This is a genomic window from Boseongicola aestuarii (assembly GCF_900184815.1).
Taxonomy (GTDB): domain Bacteria; phylum Pseudomonadota; class Alphaproteobacteria; order Rhodobacterales; family Rhodobacteraceae; genus Boseongicola; species Boseongicola aestuarii.
This window is the reverse complement of record NZ_FXXQ01000017.1, coordinates 36746-53390: the sequence shown is the minus strand read 5'-3', so window position 1 is coordinate 53390 and position 16645 is coordinate 36746. Positions and strand designations below refer to the sequence as shown.

Here is a 16645-nt window from a genome sequence, read left to right as displayed (position 1 = left end):
CCGGGTGGATGCTTTCGTCATTGGCGCCGAGGAAACGCGTCACCGGGTCCTGAGCCAGCCAATCGACCTGGAGATCGGGGTGTAGCATGCGCAATTCACGCGTTACCGCGAGATCACGCCGTGCGTGCGCGTGAGGTCTTGAGCTGGTCAAATCGACCTCAATGTTGTCCCTCAGCGCAGAGACTTCTCAAAGTTAGTGTAGGGAAACGTCCGCCAAGTCTGGCATCCAGAGAGTTATTTAGTGTCCGCTTTGGGCTCTAACCGGCCATTCGCTGCGGTAAGCACCAATGACCACAATGCGGGACGAAACTGCCGTTCGCTGCAGGTGCACCAAAAGATGGGTTTCCAATGTCTGATCTGCGGACGGAGCCGCCATTCTCGGCATCTCTTGAACGGGACACAGGCGGCTTAGAAAGGCCATTCATACATCGCCCTGAAGTCGCATCGCAGCAATTATCGAACAACAGCTTTCATGCCTGTGCTGGAACGGGCTTTCGGATCTGACTGTGCCATCGACAAGGTTCTGCGGCTCTTGAAGCAGAACTTTTCACCGCCACAATTCGACCAAGATCGCCTCAAATTGGCCTAAACTCGGACCAATTACACCCACTTTCCCAAATCAAGCTAACCTTATGTGGTTTAGGGGCTTTTCATATTCATGGACAGAGAGCGGTTCACCCGCATTTCTTCGTGTGGGCTTTACGCTTTGTCTTGCGCTGATGACACCGTTGGCCCCTGCACACGCGTCTGGCAAACGACCTCATCTTGAGGCCCTACACAGAGTGGATGAGCCCAACGGGTTCTCCGATGTCTGTGTTCGATATGACTGGGCATGTACTAGAAGCGGGCGCGCAACATCCACTGGGCGCGAGGTGCTGACTATTGCCCAAACGGTGAATACAATTATCAATCGGCAAACCCGCGAAGTTACAGACGAGGTTCAGTATAATCGCAGCGAATACTGGGCGCTTCCAACAGCGCGCGGCGGAGATTGCGAAGACTTCGCCCTTGCAAAGAAGCAAGCTTTGATCTCGAAAGGGATCGCCGCAGAAAAACTTCTGATTGCCACCGTACTGGATCGGCGCAATAACCCGCACGCGGTGCTGGTGCTTAGGATAGATGCGGGTGATTATATTCTGGACAACGTTACGAACAGTATCCTTGGCTGGCAAGAGACCGGCTACACCTTCCTAAGGATGCAAAACCCTGACTCGCCCAGCCAATGGTTGGCCGTTCTCGCAGGTGGCGTTCTCGGGGGCTGACGCCCCCAAAAATCAAGCCTGATTGTCATTCAGCTTTTTTGCCTGGGTTGCTGTCATCGTGCCCATCAGCGTCGTTACCGTGGCCGTTATCGCCATCATCATCGTCGGTTCCGTCAGTGCCACCGGTGCCTAGGGTATCATCTGAACTGCCATCGGGTCCGGATTGAGTATCGGAGGCTGAACTGGAGCCGTCCCCAGAATCGTCCGCCACGGTCTGGGAAATCGACGCAGTCGTTGTGTCTGCAAGCGGCAAGCCAAGCGCAGGACAATTCTTCAGCATATAGATGACAAGAGTGTTCCAGTCGCCGCGTGCGCTTAGCTTATCCACAACATAACCCGGCACAACCGTCTCGAATTCGCATAGACCATATGGCAGGCGAATACGAAGTACTTCTGCGAATTCAAGGTTTGTAGTGTTTTCGCTCGGATTTGTTGAGCCAGCGGACGCGCTGTCTGCGGCAGGTAACATAATCGCAGCAGACACTGCTGCTGCAAATAGATTGTTCATTTTGTTCATTTTTTAGCCCTCACTCGACTTTTGTTATTACAGCCTCAATTTAGCTGATCTGGTATTCTCAAGAGTGCAAATCCACAATATATGCCAAATTTCTTGATCGACAAAATGCGCCACCGTTGCTCGTTTGCGGCACTTTTTAAACCAGTTTTCTCAGTCTCAACTGTTCAGTCCGATCGAAGTGGTTGTGCTGCGCTAGGGTCTCATGGGCGGTGCAAAATGTATCCATCGATCGATAGGTCGATGGTCAAGTTTTGTGTTCTTGAATAACGGGTGGTCCAGTGTGTATCCGCCGAGAATTATAAGCGAATTCCTGAAGTGACTTGGTCCATGGAACAGATGGCCGCTCCGGGCTCTAAGTCGTCATTCGCTGCGTCGAGCACAAATGACCGAGTTGCGAGACAAGCCGTTCACACCAAGAACGTCATGCCGACCAGAATCAATTGGCGCACACCGATCCAAGCTGAAGCTCGGCTAGAAATCTAACGCCGACGGTAGCTGGCAGGTAACGTGCACAGAGCCGTCGTCGCTAAGGTGAGAGGGGCGCATAGCCCTCAGCTCGAATAAGGGCGGCAACAGCCTCGGCGCCTTGCTCGTTCAGGTGAGTTCGATCCCATACGAAATACTCCTCGGGAGAGGCAGCGGTCGCATCGCTACCGTTCCACGCGCGCGTCACATCGATGACCGGTATCCTGTAGTCCGCCGCGACTTCTCTCCATTGATTCAAGAGAGCGGACCAAGCCTTACTACACTCACTCACATTGTCGCGCTCGACCCATTGCGATCGGAAATGCGGCTTCACAGCTGGCAGGCCAATCCTCACCATCGTCTTGGTAAGATCAACGTTTCGGTCCAATTCCGCTAGGAACTCTTCAACATCTTCTCTCAAGTCCTCAGGTGCCTCACTGAAAGGGTTTTCGCTGGGGGTATCCAGACAGTAACCGACTCGACGCCCAAAATTGCCGGTTATCATTATGACGATAATGTCGGCATCATCGACGATGTCCCATTGACCACCAGCCGCAAGCTTTGCCGTCGCAATCGCGACTTGACCACCAGTATTGCGCTGCCAGAAGTTCACTTTTACGCCAAGGTCTTTTGCAGCTTGTTGCGAGAATAGGTTGGCTGCGTGCTGCATCCAAGAAGCACCGATATAGACCATCTCCAGTTCGTTCTTGTCTTGATCCTGTTGAGCATGGGCTGTCCCGACCAGTGCAGAAAGGCATGCGATGAAGCTGATTTGAAAGAGCCGCGACAACATTCTTACCTCTCCCTCGCTAGTGTAAGTTGTGCTAAGCGATCTAGGCAAAATTGCTGAAGCGGTTGTTGACTTAGCGCAAATCGAAGTGAAGTTGCCCGGTTTTCGATCCGTCCGCTTTGGGCTCGAAGCAGTTATTCGCTGCAGAAAGAACCAATGACCGCTGCGCGGACGAAGCTGCCATTCGTAGTGGCAATCAGTCGCCGACGACTTCTCTGAGATAAGCATCTACTGCCGTTCGGACGAGAGAATCCGACTCGTGCAACTCTGAAATTAAGTCCTCATGAGATGCGTTCCTAACCACTAAAGTGGACACACCTATACCCGCTGCTTCCCCGGCCGCCGCCATTTTGGTGAGGTTGCTAGCGTCAACAAACATGTCATGCGTGCCTCGCACCAAAAGCATGGGAGGGTCGGTGGGATCTACAAAGCGTGAAACCGACCAATCGAGTTTGGTTTCCTTCGGGAAGATATGCGGACAGCTCTGTCCGGAACAAAGCCCTCCCTGATAGGGACCTGCTAACCCAATGAATCCATTTACTACTACCTGCGAACCACTCGCTGCCTCAAGATATCTATCGTCATAAGCAACCAAGGCAGAAATATAGGCACCGGCTGACCAACCACCAATAACAATTGGTCGAGGGCGACCGTCCTCGTCGCGCAAGCTTCGCCACACATAGGATATCGCCAAAGCGGCGTCTTGCACAAATTCTGGGAAAGCCACTTCGGGGTAGAGGCGATAATTGGGCGCAACCACTATCGTCCCTTTGCTTGCGAATGATTGCCCCAATCTACGGATATTCGCCTTGCTGCCCTTCGTGAATCCGCCCCCGTAAAAGAAAACAAGTACTCGTGTGCTCGACGTCGCCGTTTTCGGAAAATAGATATCGAGAGTCTGCTGTGGCAATGCTCCGAATGGGACATCCTCTTCAAGCGACACCAGTGTATTGTCGGCAGATGCGGCATTCGCCAATGCCCAAAAACAGACGAGTATCGCGCGGACATTTTTCATGATGATAAACTACGCAAGCGACTTTCTCGAACGTTGATCAGGATCAAATCTTGATCTCCCAAAAAGAGCATTCAGAAAAGCGAATTACTTGGCACAACTTCTCTCCTTCTGCTTGTGAGACTGGGAGTTGATAAAGTGAGGCAGGGGAAGAAAGCTACGACTGCTTCGGGCTCGATACAGTCATTCACTGCGGCGTGCACGAATGACCGAGTTGCGGGACAAAGTATCCGTTCGCTGCGGAGCAGAGTAGCAATTACGCTTGAATCACTGCTGTGCGAACATAGCGGTCCATTGCAGGTGCAGATTATTATGCGGCTTGACCAATTCTTGCGTTATGTTTCTTCTTATCATTGACGTATCTGTCAATATTTTCGGGGAGTGAAACACACATGGGTCTCGTTGAAGCAATCAAGACTTGCCTCGCAAAATACTTTGTTTTTTCGGGGCGCGCGGTGCGGTCCGAGTACTGGTGGTTTGTGCTATTTGTAATCATCTTCAGCATTGTTTTGGCAATCGTCGACGCCTCACTTTTCGGCGTGAACCCTGAAACTGGAGAGAGTAGCCAAGTCTTCACTCCGATCTTCCAGCTTGCCATTGTTGTACCCATGCTTGCCGCTGGATGGCGTCGTTTGCACGACACGGGAAGACCAGGCTGGTACTTGCTCCTGCCTGCAGCTCTGGGCATCGCGACTATGTTCATGCTGTTCAGTGGCATCGCCGTGTTTTCAGTTCTCGAGCAAGGCGCCGACGACCCTGATGCGTTGAGAGGCCCAGCGGCCCTTCTCGGCGTCACCGGCTTGATGGTTGTCGGGGTACTTCAGCTCATACTTTCGGTACTGATGATCTGGTGGCTAAGCCGACCTTCACAGGAAGGTACGAATGATTATGGCCCACCTGCGGTGTAGGCCGATGACCTAGCCCCTTTAGAGGGTTTTCAGCGGCCTTACGAGACATTGCTAAATTGCTAAGAAGGTTACCTATGAAGAGACATCTAATCGCCGGCACATTCCTCTCCATCATGATGTCATCCCCTGCAACGGCTGACTGGAATTTCAGCGGTCCGCCCAATGCCAACGCCTTCATCCAGAACGGCAACATGACGCTGGAACTGCAATGCGATCGGGTTCGCTTCGCGCCAGCGGGTTATGAAGACGCAGAGGATATCGTTTCAAAGCAAGGCCTGTCGTTCCGCTTCATGAAGAACGGCTCGACGGAGGTTGGCGCATTCCAGGCGGGATCAATAAACTCCGAAATCTCGATCGCCGACAACTATCCTGTCGAAGTCCGTTTCTTCGATCGGGGCGACTTTGAATTTGTTCTGGACCAGATCGCGAAGAACGCAGTTCTGAACCTCTCGATGGTCGATCAAGATATCACGTATGGCATCTTCACGCTTAAAGGCTCGTCGGCAGCCGTCAGATCACTGCGCACAGCGTGCAACTCTGGCACTTCGGCATCTCAGTCACCAAGCGTGGAGGTACCCGAAGGCATTGTCTACTGCGGAGGTGGCGCCGTTCAGAGGGTCATCGAGTATGCCATCGTGGGAGAGCCGGGCGACCAATGGGACGCCATCGTGACCGTCAATGGCGAGACAGTTCGTGCGATGACGTCGTACAGCTTCTTCGGTAACTCTCAGACGCCGGCAGGCTTTCAGGTCGCTCTTCTGGGCGAAGATAGGTCAGAGTTTCTTGTCTTCAGCGATGGGGCCCGGAACTGGATTGAATTGGGCGATTACACCTATGATCAATGCAACTGAGCCGTATGGAAGGTCTGGAAATGCGGACATTGGTAGCCGAATAGTCGGAATGGGTAGTCACGCCGGCGCAGGCGCACGGGTGGTTGTTTTCTGTGCGATCTGCGCGGCCTTCTGCACTGCTTCGGCACAGGCGCAAGACTTGTCCGAGCTGCCCACACAGCTGCTTGAAAAAGTCGAGGCCGCACAGCAGGCATGCTCCGATTTCGAAAATGGACAGTTCGCCCTTAAATTAGGAGCCGTTCACCGCGTTGATCTCGATGGAGACATCCAGCGGGACTGGGTTTTGGACGAAGCCGGGTTTGCCTGTTCTACCGCTGTGTCGCTCTATTGCGGGACAGGTGGTTGCATGTCTCACTTCTTGGTCGAGGAGCGTTTGTTTTCGCTTCTCAATCAGGGATGGGACATGGCGAGCACTGGCCCATTCCGCGTGCTTCTTGCGGATGTGCATGGCTCGCAATGTGAGGGTACCAACCCAACGCCCTGCGTTGTCGCCAGCGTTTGGGACGCCCAAGAAAAGATCTGGCGCAGTACGGGTGCAAAATGGGAGTAGAATTTATGGAGCGACACCCCAACTACGTGTCAGAGCGAATATGCAAGGACTGCTGAGGGTAAGGGATCGAAATGCCGGCGGCGTCAAACGCCTCCTTCATCTGTTGCGTCAGGTCCCAGTAGACCGCCCAGTAGTCAGAAGTTTTCGTCCAAGGACGGCAGATAAAGTTTACCGAGCTGTCGGCAAGTTCATGAACGCGTATGACAATTTCTGGATCGTCGAGGACGAGCGGATGCGCCCGTGTTACTTTCTCAATTACCTTCAATGCCTCCGGGATAGAATCTTCGTATGATATGCCAAAAACAAGATCAACGCGTCTTGTCTTGCTCGCCGTCACGTTGGTGATGACATTGCCCCAGACATTTTTATTGGGGATGACAATCACCTGATTGTCTGGAGTAATAACAGTCGTCGCTACAATACTCACTGATTTGACCGTTCCCGCGACACCGCCAATATCTACGTAATGCCCTTCGTCGAACGGACGGTTGATTATGATCATAAGGCCGCTGGCCAGATTTCCGAGCGTATCTTGAAAAGCAAAAGCAAGGATGAAGGACGCGCCACCTATCAGTGCGAAAACTGGAGAGATATCGATACCAAGTGCGGAAAGAACGACCATAAGGCCAATCGCGAGCACCAACCAATAAATCAGCGTTACGATAAAAGCCTGAAGCAATTTTGAAAGGTTGGGGACGTGCCCAAGCCAGCCGCGTGCCAATCTGCGGATCGTCGCTGCAAAAATAAGAAGCGCCAGCAGAGACCCCACAATAACCGCTAAGTTGATTGCCACGGCGATCCCACCGTCGCGGTCGACAAGCCAACGCACCGCCTCTGCATATAGTGTCTGGTAGTCCGACGTTCGTGTTTCTTCAACGATGACTGATGATCTGTATGCGCGATATTCTGAGATGAGCTGCGCATCCCCGCCCTTCTTCTCCCAAGCCGAAACGACCTTGCTGTATTTGTCAAAAAGGGCGCCCCGCTCAAGAACGAGCTCCGTCAAATTTCCGCGCGCTGCGTCCTCTACATCGGCATCCGTACGGGATATAGCGATTTGTGCGGCCATGACGCTCTCTGTCTTGGCGCGCACGATTTCCAGCCACGCGGGAGCCAAAATCTCAAGTTCGCTCTTGGTTAATGGAATGAGTCTGAGTTCGAGCTCTGAGGGCAAGATAGCCGGGTCAAGCAGCTCACTGGACAGGCCCGTAACCGGATCACGGGTACTTTCGTCGACGACGCCCGCAGTTACTGAATCCGCTAGAATTTCTGCGAAGTCTTTCGGTGCTGTCTCCACACTGTCTTGCGCAAAAACCATCTGCTGAGGGAACATGGAAAAAAGGCATGCCACCAGTGAAATAAGGCTTAGCCGAAAACGGGCTGCGGTAACCAATCTATTTGAATTCTCAGCTTTTGGCTTTTTCATCAGCAGTACTTCCGTCCCAGGCTTTTCACGGAATGCATCATTGCATCTTGAGGCCAAATAGTAGTTCTTGTGGTGATGTCAAAGCTAATACACGGCTGCTTACCCTCAATATCTATCCTGGCTTCATGTAGCCTCGGCAAAATATTTGAGTCATAGGCAAAAGCCTCTTAGGCTGCACTAAACTCGATTTTCGAGAGATTTTTTCCATAATTTCCACTGAGAGCGCTGACACACTTGAAAACCTAGCCGAGGGTGGCGGGAAATGTCCGCATTGGGCTCAAAGCCGTCATTCGCTGCGCCGCGCACCAATGACCACAATGCGGACAAAGCCGCCATACGGCATGGGACGGATTCGTTGATGATCGCGGAGTCTGATAAACAAACCAACCAGATGAGCCGAACACTCTCTCAGTTTAGGCCTCCATTGGTTCCAAAACTCTGACGACAGACACTCAAGCAAATTCACACTGAAAGTTTTGTTAAAGGGCTCTACCCGTAGATTTGCGTCACCAGGCTTTGGTCGATCCAACCGCTGCGGCAGGGTCCAGTGTAGGGTATCCGCTCAGGGACCGAAATTCCAACGCTACAGGTCTCGTCTTGCCCTTCGATAATACCTTCCCAGCCGTCCCGATGATCGCATCCGGCGACCACTATCCCTGCGGTTAAGATGGCGACGACTGGAAATTCTTCACTAGGCCCGGCGTGTAACTTCGCTCCGCCATCATTGACTTGGAACCCAGTGCTGCAAGTGCCGTGGTCTGTATCAAAATCCAGCATGACCGGTTCCGGAGACCGGCTCAAGTCGAACACTTCGAGCCCATAGGCAGTATCGGTGTCGACTCTGTTGTCATGCCAGGTCCATTTGGTGCGCACACAGTCTTCAGTGAATGCTGCGTCACCGATCACGGTCAGGGTGCTCAAGTCCACGATAGCGTTGTGAACCAGGGTAACCAAGTAGGAGGTCCCGGGCTCTCCGGCAAAATATTGCAACAGTCCAATGCGGTTTTGATAGCGCGGCAGGGTTACGAACTCGTAGATCTCCGGCTGGCTTGGCGACGCCATATGCAGAGGCACTTCAAGACCCGGGTAGACGTCCGAATATGCAATCCAGAAGCCATCCTGTTTCTTCACCTCCCAACCCACCGCAGACGGTAAAATGTTGGGTTTCGGGCATGAGGCGTACGCGCCTGTGGCTACCATAGCGAAAGCGCAAGCAAGTAGAGCTCGAAAATACACGAAATTTCCCTTCTTTCCCGATTTCACGGATGTTGGCCTATTTTTTGTAACTCTGCAAAACCCGGGGCTTGAGGCCAGTCAGTCTTTGCAAAAACGGAAATTGGAACGTGGGTCATTCCAACGAGGCATCCCGCGCATCAAACTGCTCTCCACATCTCTGGCATGTTCATGGATCGCAATTTTTTAAAGCACCACAAATGTCAGCGATCAGATCGCCGATCGTACCCTTTCCGGACGTATATTCTCCGTCCGGATCATAATAACTGGCGTGCAGGTCCAGCAACTTCTGAACCAGCATTTTTTCATCGACATTTGGATCCGTGCCGTCAAGGCAATCCCAGACAGTCTTCCTCGCCGCGGCTACAGCGAGTCTGCACACCGCGCGGTCGTATTCGCTGTTTGCGGCCTTCACGGCATGCGCATCTAGGACATTCTGGATTCTTATTTGCGTTTCGATGGGACTACTCTTTGTGGGAGAATAGAGTTGCGATTTGAAACTCCGTGTTTGCAGCACCTTTGGTCTGAAACAGCGCAAAGTGTTCCGCAGTGAAGCGGCGTCTGCCGGATAACCGCCCGCAGCAGTTCGGAAGCGACGGGCGAATTATTGGCGAAGCTGAAATTGGCGGTGGAATCAGCGAGCCTCCGGCTCGCGTCGACCGCGACCACCAATTGTCCTACCTATTGAAAGTTTCCAGCACCAGACGCGCATCACAGACTGCGCCATCATGGGTTCCGACCCAAATATCCAACCAACCGTTTGACGGACGGCTTAGAGAAATCCGAGCATCTAAAGCACCATTGTCATCGTCGTCATAGTACCAGTTTTTCGCTCCGGTATTGATCAGCAAAACGCTGTCGCATTCGCTTTCAACGCTCATTACCAGTGAGTACCCACTCATACCGCTCAAATGGATCGTAAAATCAGGCGCTTCAGTGACGTAGCCCCGTCCCCGGTCGGTATTCGGTCTGATGCCGCATGCAGTTATAGAATGTGGTCCGCCCGCTCGGACAGTGAGTGAGCGAGGCGAGTAAAGGTAGCTACCCGAAACCTCATAGCTTTCACCGGACAAGTTGTAATTGGGGCAAGCGACAGCCGCACCTGCGGCAAACAGACTTCCGGCTAGCATCATTGCGAAAAGCTTTATAGGCATTGAATTATTCTCCTTTATTCACCTGCATAGAGGTTCGTGCATCTGTATAAAGTGATTTTGCCCATTTAATGTTCTATTTGAGAGAAGCTCCGGTCAAAAAAGCAGCGAATTGCGGCGGGTTCTGAGCCCTCTGGGCCAAGTACTGGCATTCGCTCTGAGGCGCATCAAGGTCCGCTTTGCGGACGAAGCAGACATGGTGGTTTTCGGAACCGATTGAGGATCTCAATCAGAATGGCATTTCTTGCTTTGTCCGTAATCGCGCTCAAAAATAGGATTCGCTCGTTCCATCTTCTGCCAAGGCTGGCTCACGCCTTCTTTCTGTCTCGACCGGGCTGTTTGCCAGTTAGAGTTGAGATTTTCTCGATCTCGAAAGGATCGAAAGGCCTGCCATCTGGATGGAGGAGGTCGTGAAACCAGATGTCGCGATCAGTTGAGCCCCCGTGCGCGCTTACCAGATCATCGGGCCATGGAAGGTGGGTTTGGGTGCGGCCCTGAACAAGACCCCATTGGAAACATCCAACTTTGCGGTCGTGAAAAAGTTCGAGTTGATCTTCGATGCGGCTGTCCACCGCCCGGGCCATCCATTCTGTGCAAAGCATGGGTCGGTCGAGAACCGATAGAAAGTCGATGAACCTCGCGACCTGATCGGCCTTCCAATAGGCATGGAAGGTGATGATATCCGAGTGCAAAAGTGCGGCCCGGTCAATCTCGGTCTGGTAAGGGTGCGCATCTTCGCCGGGCAGCGGCGTCGTCCATGCGGCGACGGTCAGCGGATGCACAGGTGTTTCGTCGCGCGCCCACGAAAAGGCGCTTGTCATGAGGGACATTGAATGGACGTCAAGATCTCCGCCATACCGAGAAAACCCGCCGCTGGTGAACTCCATCCGGTTTCCCGGCTCGTTGTAGATGTCCCAAAAAGCGATCCGTGGATCGGTCCGGAAGGTCGAAATCAGGTCGCGTACATAGGCTTCCAGCATCGGCCTTTGGGTTGGATCAACCACCACATCGCGCCCCGGACAGGCGACGGCCCGACTGTTGTGGATACCCGGGACGGGGTCGGGCTGAGGGCCGTAGGTAGGCTCGATGCCGCCGAAGCCGCAGTCGTCAAAAAGGCAGGGTACGGTTTCCATTCCGTGAGCCCGCGCGACGTCCATGAATGCGCCGAGGCGTTCGATCAGACCGTCCCGGTCGTTCTCCCAGATCAGTGTGTGGAGGTTGACCCGAACGGCATTGAAGCCAATGTTACCGGCCCAGCCAAGCTCGCGTTCGATGGTGGCCAGATCGAAGGTTTCGCGGTGCCACATTTCGAGAAAGTTGACGGCCGTTGAAGGCAGGAAGTTAAAGCCACAAATCCAAGGCTTGGCATCCCACCAGGCTTTGACCTGCGATGTTGTCCAGCGGTCCATGACATTCTTCCCCGTTTTGGAAGCCTGCCCGGGTGTGATCCGGGCAGGCTATTGCTCTAGCGGTCCAGCAGGTCCTGGACCTCAAGTTCCGCGTCGGCGAGAGCCGTTTCAACGTCTTTGCCAGTCAGCCAAATCGCCTGTAGCTCACGGTTCAGAACATCCTGAATTGCGCCATAGCGCTCGGATGGGGGAGTGTCCTTTGCGATGGCCGCTGTGCCCGCGTATTCATCGCGGTGTGGCAGTGATGTATATGCCTCGCTTTCCACAACAGATGTGCGCACTGCCATGTGTCCTGTGCGTGCCCAATCGATGTTGTGGTCGTTGATAAAGGCAAGGACTTTCAGAGCTGCCATTTTCTGTTCGCCGTCCACAGTCGATGGGATGGCCCACATGTGGCTGTCCGCCCAGGTTGCGCCGGTGTCAAACAGAGTTGGGAAGTCGGCGACATAGTAGTTGTCGAGACCCACCTCTTCCTTCGCGGCTTCTGCCGTATAGAAGTCCACGACCCATGTGCCGTTTACCAGAATGGCGGACTCGCCGTTCAAGAAGGCCTGTTGGCTGTCGGCATAGTTCAACTGGGGATTGGCAAGACCTGCATCAAACAACTGAGTGATCGCCGTGACAGCGTTCTTAGCCTCATTGGTGTTGATCGTCGCCGTGCCGTCGTCCGTGAAGATATTGCCGTTCTGCTGCCAAAGCAGTGCCAGCACGGTGCGCACGCCAAGCGGAAATTGCGCGAAGTCGGCGGCAAGATAGTCTTTGCCGGTTGCATCTTTCAGTTGCTGCGCATGAGCGATCAGTTCCTCGGGTGTGGATGGCAGGACCGGCTTACCGTTTTCCACAAGGCCCGCTTCGGCCATCAAGTCCATGTTGACGTGCCAGAGGTTGGCGTGGAAGTCCATTGGAACGCCGTAGATGCCGCCGTTGAAGCTGACTGCGTCAAGCGCGGTTGCGGACCAATCGGAAGCGTCGATACCCACCGCTTCAAGGTCGCCTGAAATCTCGGCAACGGCACCCAGACCCGCAAACTCGGGGATCCGGTGACGGTGCATGACGAAGATGTCCGGCGGTGTACCGCCCGCAAAGGCAGCCTTGATCTGGTCGTAGTAGTTACCCCAGTCAGTCGGCAACGTTGTAATAGACACACCATCTATTTCGGCATCCGCCGCATTGATGATCGACTGAATGATGCAGGCCTCGCCGACGCTTGACGTAGTGTCGGTTCCCGCATCTTCGCAGGCGCCAAAGAAGCGGCCCAGTGTAACCTCTTGCGCAAGCGCGCCTGAGGCGAGAGTAGCGGCGGCTGCCGCTGTTAGAAGCACATGTTTCATTTGTTTCCTCCCAATGTGCGTGAAAATTAGCCCTTCGATCCACCGACGGTCATGGCTTGAACCACGTATCGCTGGAAGATGAGGAACAGGATGACGACCGGAAGCGAGGCAATGACGCCCGAGGCCATAACGCGGCCCAGTCCTTCCGATTGTGCGAAGTTCGATTGAATGGACGCGAGGCCCAGGGTGATCGTGAAGTAATCGCGTTGCTGCGCGCTGACGAGCGGCCAGAGGTAGTCGTTCCAGGCATAGAGGAATGTCAGGATCGCCAGCGTCATCATAGCAGGGCGCGCGAGCGGGAGCATGACGTACCAGAAGATCTTGAGCCAGCCGACGCCGTCCAGGCGCGCGGCCTCTTCGATGTCTTTCGGGATAGCCTGAAAGAACTGCATCATCAAGAACACGCCGATGGGCACAGCCATGCGGGGCAGGATCAGCGCGTGGTAGCTGTTGTGCCAGCCGAAGTCCGCGAACATCGTATAAAGCGGAATGAAGACGGCCTGCTCGGGGACCATCAGGCCGATAAGGCAGATTACAACGATCATTTTCTTGAATGGAAATTCGAGCCGGGCAAGTGCGTATCCAGCTGTGGTCGAAACCGCGAGGACACCGAGCGTCATGCCAACCGCGACGATGACCGAATTCAGGAACCACCAGGGTGTTTGGCCAAATGCAAACAGGGCGGAGTAGTTCTCGGCCGTGAAAGGAAGGGGGATCAGACCAAAAAATGTGGTCGAAGTCGTACGCGCCAAGACTTCATTTGGCTGGAAGCTTAGCGAGACCATCCAAAGGGTCGGAACCAGCCAGAGAAAAGCCGGGATCGAGAGCGCGATGATCAGCCAATAATATCCTTTGTTCATCACGACTTCTCCCGACCTACGATGAACTGAACGACCGAGAATAGACCCATGATGAGGAACAGGAACACAGCCATCGCTGAGGCGCGCCCGAGCTCGCTATCGCGAAAGCCGGTTTGATAGATGTAACGGACTAGGACCTGCGTAGTATCGTTCGGCCCGCCTTGGGTCATCAGATGGGATTGCCCGAAAACCTGGAAATGCAGGATGATCTGCAGGACCACGACAAGCGTGATTGTGCGGCGCAGGTTCGGGAGCGTGATGTACCAGAAAGCCTTAATGCCTTTTGCATTGTCCAGAGCGGCGGCCTCGTAGATGTCTTTCGAAATGTCCTGAAGTCCGGCGAGGAACAGAATCATCGCGATGCCCAGCGACCACCAGACCGTGGCGATCACGATGGCAGCCATGGCGAATTTCTCGTCCGTCAGCCAGTTGATGGGCGATGCGCCAAAGACCTCCATGACATTGGCGATGAGGCCTTGTCTTGGTGAGAACATGATCTGCCAGATCAGCGTGACGACCGTTACGGACAGAACCTGGCTGAGGAAAAACAGCGTTCGCAATGCGCCCATTGCCTTGGTTTCGCGGTTCAGCGCCGCTGCTAACACCATTGCCGAAATCGTCACGCCCGGCACGGCCCAGGCGACGAAAAGGATCGTATTTCCGACCGTTGGCCAGAAGCGTCTGTCGTACCACCGCCCACCTTCGCCGGGATGAAAACCGGGGAGGAAAACCAAAGCTGCTGACACCACCGCAAGCGCGATGACGTTTAAGCGACCCAGCCGATTTGTACGGAGAAGGTAGGCGGCGGCGACAAGGCCAAGAAGGCCAAGGGCCTGTAACACTGGAGATGCAAAACCCCAGGTGATGTTCCGGCCCCACATGACGCGCTCGTAGTTTCTGAGCCCGACAAATTCCTTGGCGTCAGGATTGAAGGCGACCGCAAGCAGATTCCAGTCGTGTAGACTTATCCAGATGCCACGAAAGAACGGGTAGATCAGGAAGAGGGCATAGGTGGCCAGAAAGGGCGTCAAGAGGACCCAAGCGGCCTGAGTCTGGCTCAAATAGGCCTTTCTTCCCTCCCGCATCGTTTCCTCCCTGATCCGATGACGATTCTTCTTGTGCTAATATTATTAGCAATATTTATTAGCAAAATGCAAGCCTTACAAATTCGAGCCTCAGAACATCATGACTGAAAAGGAAAAAGCCCCAAAAGCCCGCGTGACAATGAAAGACGTGGCTTTGAAGGCGGGGGTTTCGCAGTCCACTGTGTCCTTTGTGCTGAACGGCCTTGAAGACATGCGCATTAGCCGCGAAACACGCAAACGCGTCATGGATGCTGTGGATGAACTTGGGTATCGCGCACGCGGAGCGGGGAGACCCCCAAAAGGCGCGGGGCAAGGTGTCATCGGACTGATGTTTGATGAGATTGCCACTAGCCCATTTGCAGCGATTTCGATTGAGGGCGTTCAGGAAGAAGCGTGGAAGCAAAATATCGTGGTCGAGATCGTCATGACCGGCGGCGATCCTGATTACGAGATCGAGATCTTGAAGAAATGGTCGGGTGACAACGTCTTTGGTGTGATCTATGCCTCGATCCTGACACGCGCAGTGCAGCCGCCAGACGCCTTGTCACGACACCGCAGCGTTTTGTTGAATTGCTATGACGCTGACGGTCGCTACGCATCCGTTGTCCCAGCCGAGCGACGAGGAGGCGAAATTGCGACGGCTGCCCTTATCGCAGAAGGGCACCAGCGCATTGCGTTCATTTCGGGCGAGCCATGGATGGAGGCGTCGGATCAGCGCATGGAGGGCTATGAGCGCGCTTTGCGTGCGGCGCGCATTCCGGTTGATCCATCCTTGATCGTCGAAGGCAACTTTTTGCCGTCAGGCGGTCGGGACGCGACGCTAAAGCTTATGCAGGGTGACCGGCGTCCGGACGCCATTTTCTGCGCAAACGATCTGACGGCCGTTGGCTGCTACGAGGCGCTCAAGGAACTTGGGGAGCGACCGGGCGAGACGGTCGCCGTGATGGGGTATGACGATCAGGAAATCGCTCAGCATTTGTCGCCACCTTTGTCGACGGTGTTGCTGCCCCACAGAGAGATGGGTCAGTGGTGTGTGGAGTGGCTTCTTGGTGAGGTTACCCAGGCGGTTGCGGAGCGTACAGAATGTCCGATGGTTGTACGGGAGTCGCATCGGCGCGTAGCTTCTTAGTGAGGATTTGCACAATTGTCGTGCGAATTGGGCTGATCGCTCTGAATACTGCGCTCGCAACTAAGGTCGGCTTTGGGCTCTGAGCGGTCATTGGCTGCGGCCTACATCAATGACCGCTATGCGGGACGAAGCTGACGCTGCAGAGTTCTCAACCAATGACCGCTTTCACTATAGGTTCACTGATCGGATTTCTCGGACGATTGATCGGAAGGGTCGGCCCAGTCCGGGTCTTTGGCGACAAGTTCAACAGTGTTGCCGTCGGGGTCGAAAGTGAAGACACCGCGCCAGCCGACCCAGTCAAAGTACTCGACATTGTAGTCGCGCCCAAGTTTCTCGTACCAGGCCATTACCGCATCCTGTTCCTCCCAAGGCAGGCTGAATGCAAGATGGTGAAGCGATGAGGCAGGGCCGGTTTTAGGCGGTTTTGCGCTGCCGCGGGTCTGGCCTGCGCCCTCAACATCATGGTTAAACAGGGCCAGTATCGCAGTATGCCCGGCAAAACCTTCGGCAATGCGGAGGAACACGATACGGCCGTTTTCCGGGTCGTTAAGTGGCTCGAGCCCGATCACGTCGCGATAGAATGCGACCATAGCGTCAAGATCAATGCACCTGATGGCGATCTCGCCAATGGCACGGGCCTGAAAGTTTCGTTCCGACATGCGTCTC

At 54.2% G+C, this 16645-nt stretch carries 17 protein-coding genes; 5 read left to right on the top strand and 12 right to left on the bottom strand.

Translation table 11 applies throughout. The features are described from left to right. The first annotated feature begins 632 nt into the window (after positions 1-632). The gene (locus BOA8489_RS17950) at positions 633-1262 is read left to right on the top strand and encodes a transglutaminase-like cysteine peptidase (protein ID WP_093975688.1); all 630 of its coding nucleotides are present in this window, start codon (positions 633-635) and stop codon (positions 1260-1262) included. 25 nt (positions 1263-1287) lie between these two features. Here the strand turns inward: BOA8489_RS17950 and BOA8489_RS17945 are convergent, their stop codons facing one another. The 3 genes from BOA8489_RS17945 to BOA8489_RS17935 all read right to left on the bottom strand — a co-directional run bounded on the left by BOA8489_RS17945 (position 1288) and on the right by BOA8489_RS17935 (position 4049). After that, the gene (locus BOA8489_RS17945; protein WP_093975687.1) at positions 1288-1779 is read right to left on the bottom strand and encodes a hypothetical protein; all 492 of its coding nucleotides are present in this window, start codon (positions 1777-1779) and stop codon (positions 1288-1290) included. 526 nt (positions 1780-2305) lie between these two features. Next, the gene (locus BOA8489_RS17940; protein ID WP_093975686.1) at positions 2306-3037 is read right to left on the bottom strand and encodes an SGNH/GDSL hydrolase family protein; all 732 of its coding nucleotides are present in this window, start codon (positions 3035-3037) and stop codon (positions 2306-2308) included. 193 nt (positions 3038-3230) lie between these two features. Further along, positions 3231-4049: an alpha/beta hydrolase gene (locus tag BOA8489_RS17935; RefSeq protein ID WP_093975685.1), complete on the bottom strand. Its 819-nt coding sequence runs from the start codon at positions 4047-4049 to the stop codon at positions 3231-3233. A gap of 389 nt (positions 4050-4438) precedes the next feature. On the opposite strand from BOA8489_RS17935, the gene BOA8489_RS17930 reads away from it, so the two are divergent. From BOA8489_RS17930 to BOA8489_RS17920, 3 genes are all read left to right on the top strand, one after another. Beyond that, the gene (locus BOA8489_RS17930) at positions 4439-4954 is read left to right on the top strand and encodes a DUF805 domain-containing protein (protein WP_093975684.1); all 516 of its coding nucleotides are present in this window, start codon (positions 4439-4441) and stop codon (positions 4952-4954) included. Positions 4955-5028: 74 nt separating this feature from the next. Beyond that, positions 5029-5805, top strand: coding sequence for a hypothetical protein (locus BOA8489_RS17925; RefSeq protein WP_093975683.1), 777 nt, complete (start codon positions 5029-5031; stop codon positions 5803-5805). Between the two features lie 49 nt (positions 5806-5854). After that, positions 5855-6355, top strand: a complete 501-nt coding sequence (locus BOA8489_RS17920; protein ID WP_176440362.1) for a hypothetical protein — start codon at positions 5855-5857, stop codon at positions 6353-6355. A gap of 22 nt (positions 6356-6377) precedes the next feature. On the opposite strand, the gene BOA8489_RS17915 is transcribed toward BOA8489_RS17920, so the two are convergent. From BOA8489_RS17915 to BOA8489_RS17875, 8 genes are all read right to left on the bottom strand, one after another. Continuing rightward, positions 6378-7781, bottom strand: a complete 1404-nt coding sequence (locus BOA8489_RS17915; RefSeq protein ID WP_245813959.1) for a mechanosensitive ion channel family protein — start codon at positions 7779-7781, stop codon at positions 6378-6380. Positions 7782-8270: 489 nt separating this feature from the next. Beyond that, on the bottom strand, positions 8271-8912 hold the full coding sequence (locus BOA8489_RS17905; RefSeq protein ID WP_141138332.1) for a hypothetical protein: 642 nt from the start codon (positions 8910-8912) through the stop codon (positions 8271-8273). Between the two features lie 271 nt (positions 8913-9183). Continuing rightward, positions 9184-9429 carry a hypothetical protein gene (locus tag BOA8489_RS17900; protein ID WP_093975680.1) on the bottom strand — a complete coding sequence of 82 codons (246 nt, stop codon included), beginning with the start codon at positions 9427-9429 and terminating at the stop codon, positions 9184-9186. A 262-nt stretch (positions 9430-9691) separates the two neighbouring features. Beyond that, positions 9692-10168: a hypothetical protein gene (locus BOA8489_RS17895; RefSeq protein ID WP_245813957.1), complete on the bottom strand. Its 477-nt coding sequence runs from the start codon at positions 10166-10168 to the stop codon at positions 9692-9694. Positions 10169-10473: 305 nt separating this feature from the next. Further along, on the bottom strand, positions 10474-11574 hold the full coding sequence (locus tag BOA8489_RS17890) for a glycoside hydrolase 5 family protein (RefSeq protein WP_093975679.1): 1101 nt from the start codon (positions 11572-11574) through the stop codon (positions 10474-10476). 56 nt (positions 11575-11630) lie between these two features. Further along, positions 11631-12905, bottom strand: a complete 1275-nt coding sequence (locus tag BOA8489_RS17885; RefSeq protein ID WP_093975678.1) for an extracellular solute-binding protein — start codon at positions 12903-12905, stop codon at positions 11631-11633. Between the two features lie 26 nt (positions 12906-12931). Beyond that, on the bottom strand, positions 12932-13765 hold the full coding sequence (locus BOA8489_RS17880) for a carbohydrate ABC transporter permease (RefSeq protein ID WP_093975677.1): 834 nt from the start codon (positions 13763-13765) through the stop codon (positions 12932-12934). Continuing rightward, positions 13765-14850 carry a carbohydrate ABC transporter permease gene (locus BOA8489_RS17875; protein WP_217897967.1) on the bottom strand — a complete coding sequence of 362 codons (1086 nt, stop codon included), beginning with the start codon at positions 14848-14850 and terminating at the stop codon, positions 13765-13767. Before BOA8489_RS17875 ends, BOA8489_RS17880 begins: the two co-directional genes overlap by 1 nt. Before the next feature lie 100 nt (positions 14851-14950). Here BOA8489_RS17875 and BOA8489_RS17870 point away from each other — a divergent pair, with 100 nt between their 5' ends. After that, positions 14951-15979: a LacI family DNA-binding transcriptional regulator gene (locus BOA8489_RS17870; protein ID WP_093975676.1), complete on the top strand. Its 1029-nt coding sequence runs from the start codon at positions 14951-14953 to the stop codon at positions 15977-15979. 176 nt (positions 15980-16155) lie between these two features. Here BOA8489_RS17870 and BOA8489_RS17865 read toward each other — a convergent pair whose 3' ends face one another. Beyond that, positions 16156-16638 carry a VOC family protein gene (locus BOA8489_RS17865; RefSeq protein ID WP_093975675.1) on the bottom strand — a complete coding sequence of 161 codons (483 nt, stop codon included), beginning with the start codon at positions 16636-16638 and terminating at the stop codon, positions 16156-16158. Positions 16639-16645: the final 7 nt, after the last annotated feature.

Bases quoted from the DNA above. Each gene is read 5' to 3' on its own strand.
- BOA8489_RS17950 (WP_093975688.1), top strand. From the start codon at position 633: ATGTGGTTTAGGGGCTTTTCATATTCATGGACAGAGAGCGGTTCACCC.
- BOA8489_RS17945 (WP_093975687.1), bottom strand. From the start codon at position 1,779: ATGAACAAAATGAACAATCTATTTGCAGCAGCAGTGTCTGCTGCGATT.
- BOA8489_RS17940 (WP_093975686.1), bottom strand. From the start codon at position 3,037: ATGTTGTCGCGGCTCTTTCAAATCAGCTTCATCGCATGCCTTTCTGCA.
- BOA8489_RS17935 (WP_093975685.1), bottom strand. From the start codon at position 4,049: ATGAAAAATGTCCGCGCGATACTCGTCTGTTTTTGGGCATTGGCGAAT.
- BOA8489_RS17930 (WP_093975684.1), top strand. From the start codon at position 4,439: ATGGGTCTCGTTGAAGCAATCAAGACTTGCCTCGCAAAATACTTTGTT.
- BOA8489_RS17925 (WP_093975683.1), top strand. From the start codon at position 5,029: ATGAAGAGACATCTAATCGCCGGCACATTCCTCTCCATCATGATGTCA.
- BOA8489_RS17920 (WP_176440362.1), top strand. From the start codon at position 5,855: ATGGGTAGTCACGCCGGCGCAGGCGCACGGGTGGTTGTTTTCTGTGCG.
- BOA8489_RS17915 (WP_245813959.1), bottom strand. From the start codon at position 7,781: ATGAAAAAGCCAAAAGCTGAGAATTCAAATAGATTGGTTACCGCAGCC.
- BOA8489_RS17895 (WP_245813957.1), bottom strand. From the start codon at position 10,168: ATGCCTATAAAGCTTTTCGCAATGATGCTAGCCGGAAGTCTGTTTGCC.
- BOA8489_RS17890 (WP_093975679.1), bottom strand. From the start codon at position 11,574: ATGGACCGCTGGACAACATCGCAGGTCAAAGCCTGGTGGGATGCCAAG.
- BOA8489_RS17885 (WP_093975678.1), bottom strand. From the start codon at position 12,905: ATGAAACATGTGCTTCTAACAGCGGCAGCCGCCGCTACTCTCGCCTCA.
- BOA8489_RS17880 (WP_093975677.1), bottom strand. From the start codon at position 13,765: ATGAACAAAGGATATTATTGGCTGATCATCGCGCTCTCGATCCCGGCT.
- BOA8489_RS17875 (WP_217897967.1), bottom strand. From the start codon at position 14,850: ATGCGGGAGGGAAGAAAGGCCTATTTGAGCCAGACTCAGGCCGCTTGG.
- BOA8489_RS17870 (WP_093975676.1), top strand. From the start codon at position 14,951: ATGACTGAAAAGGAAAAAGCCCCAAAAGCCCGCGTGACAATGAAAGAC.
- BOA8489_RS17865 (WP_093975675.1), bottom strand. From the start codon at position 16,638: ATGTCGGAACGAAACTTTCAGGCCCGTGCCATTGGCGAGATCGCCATC.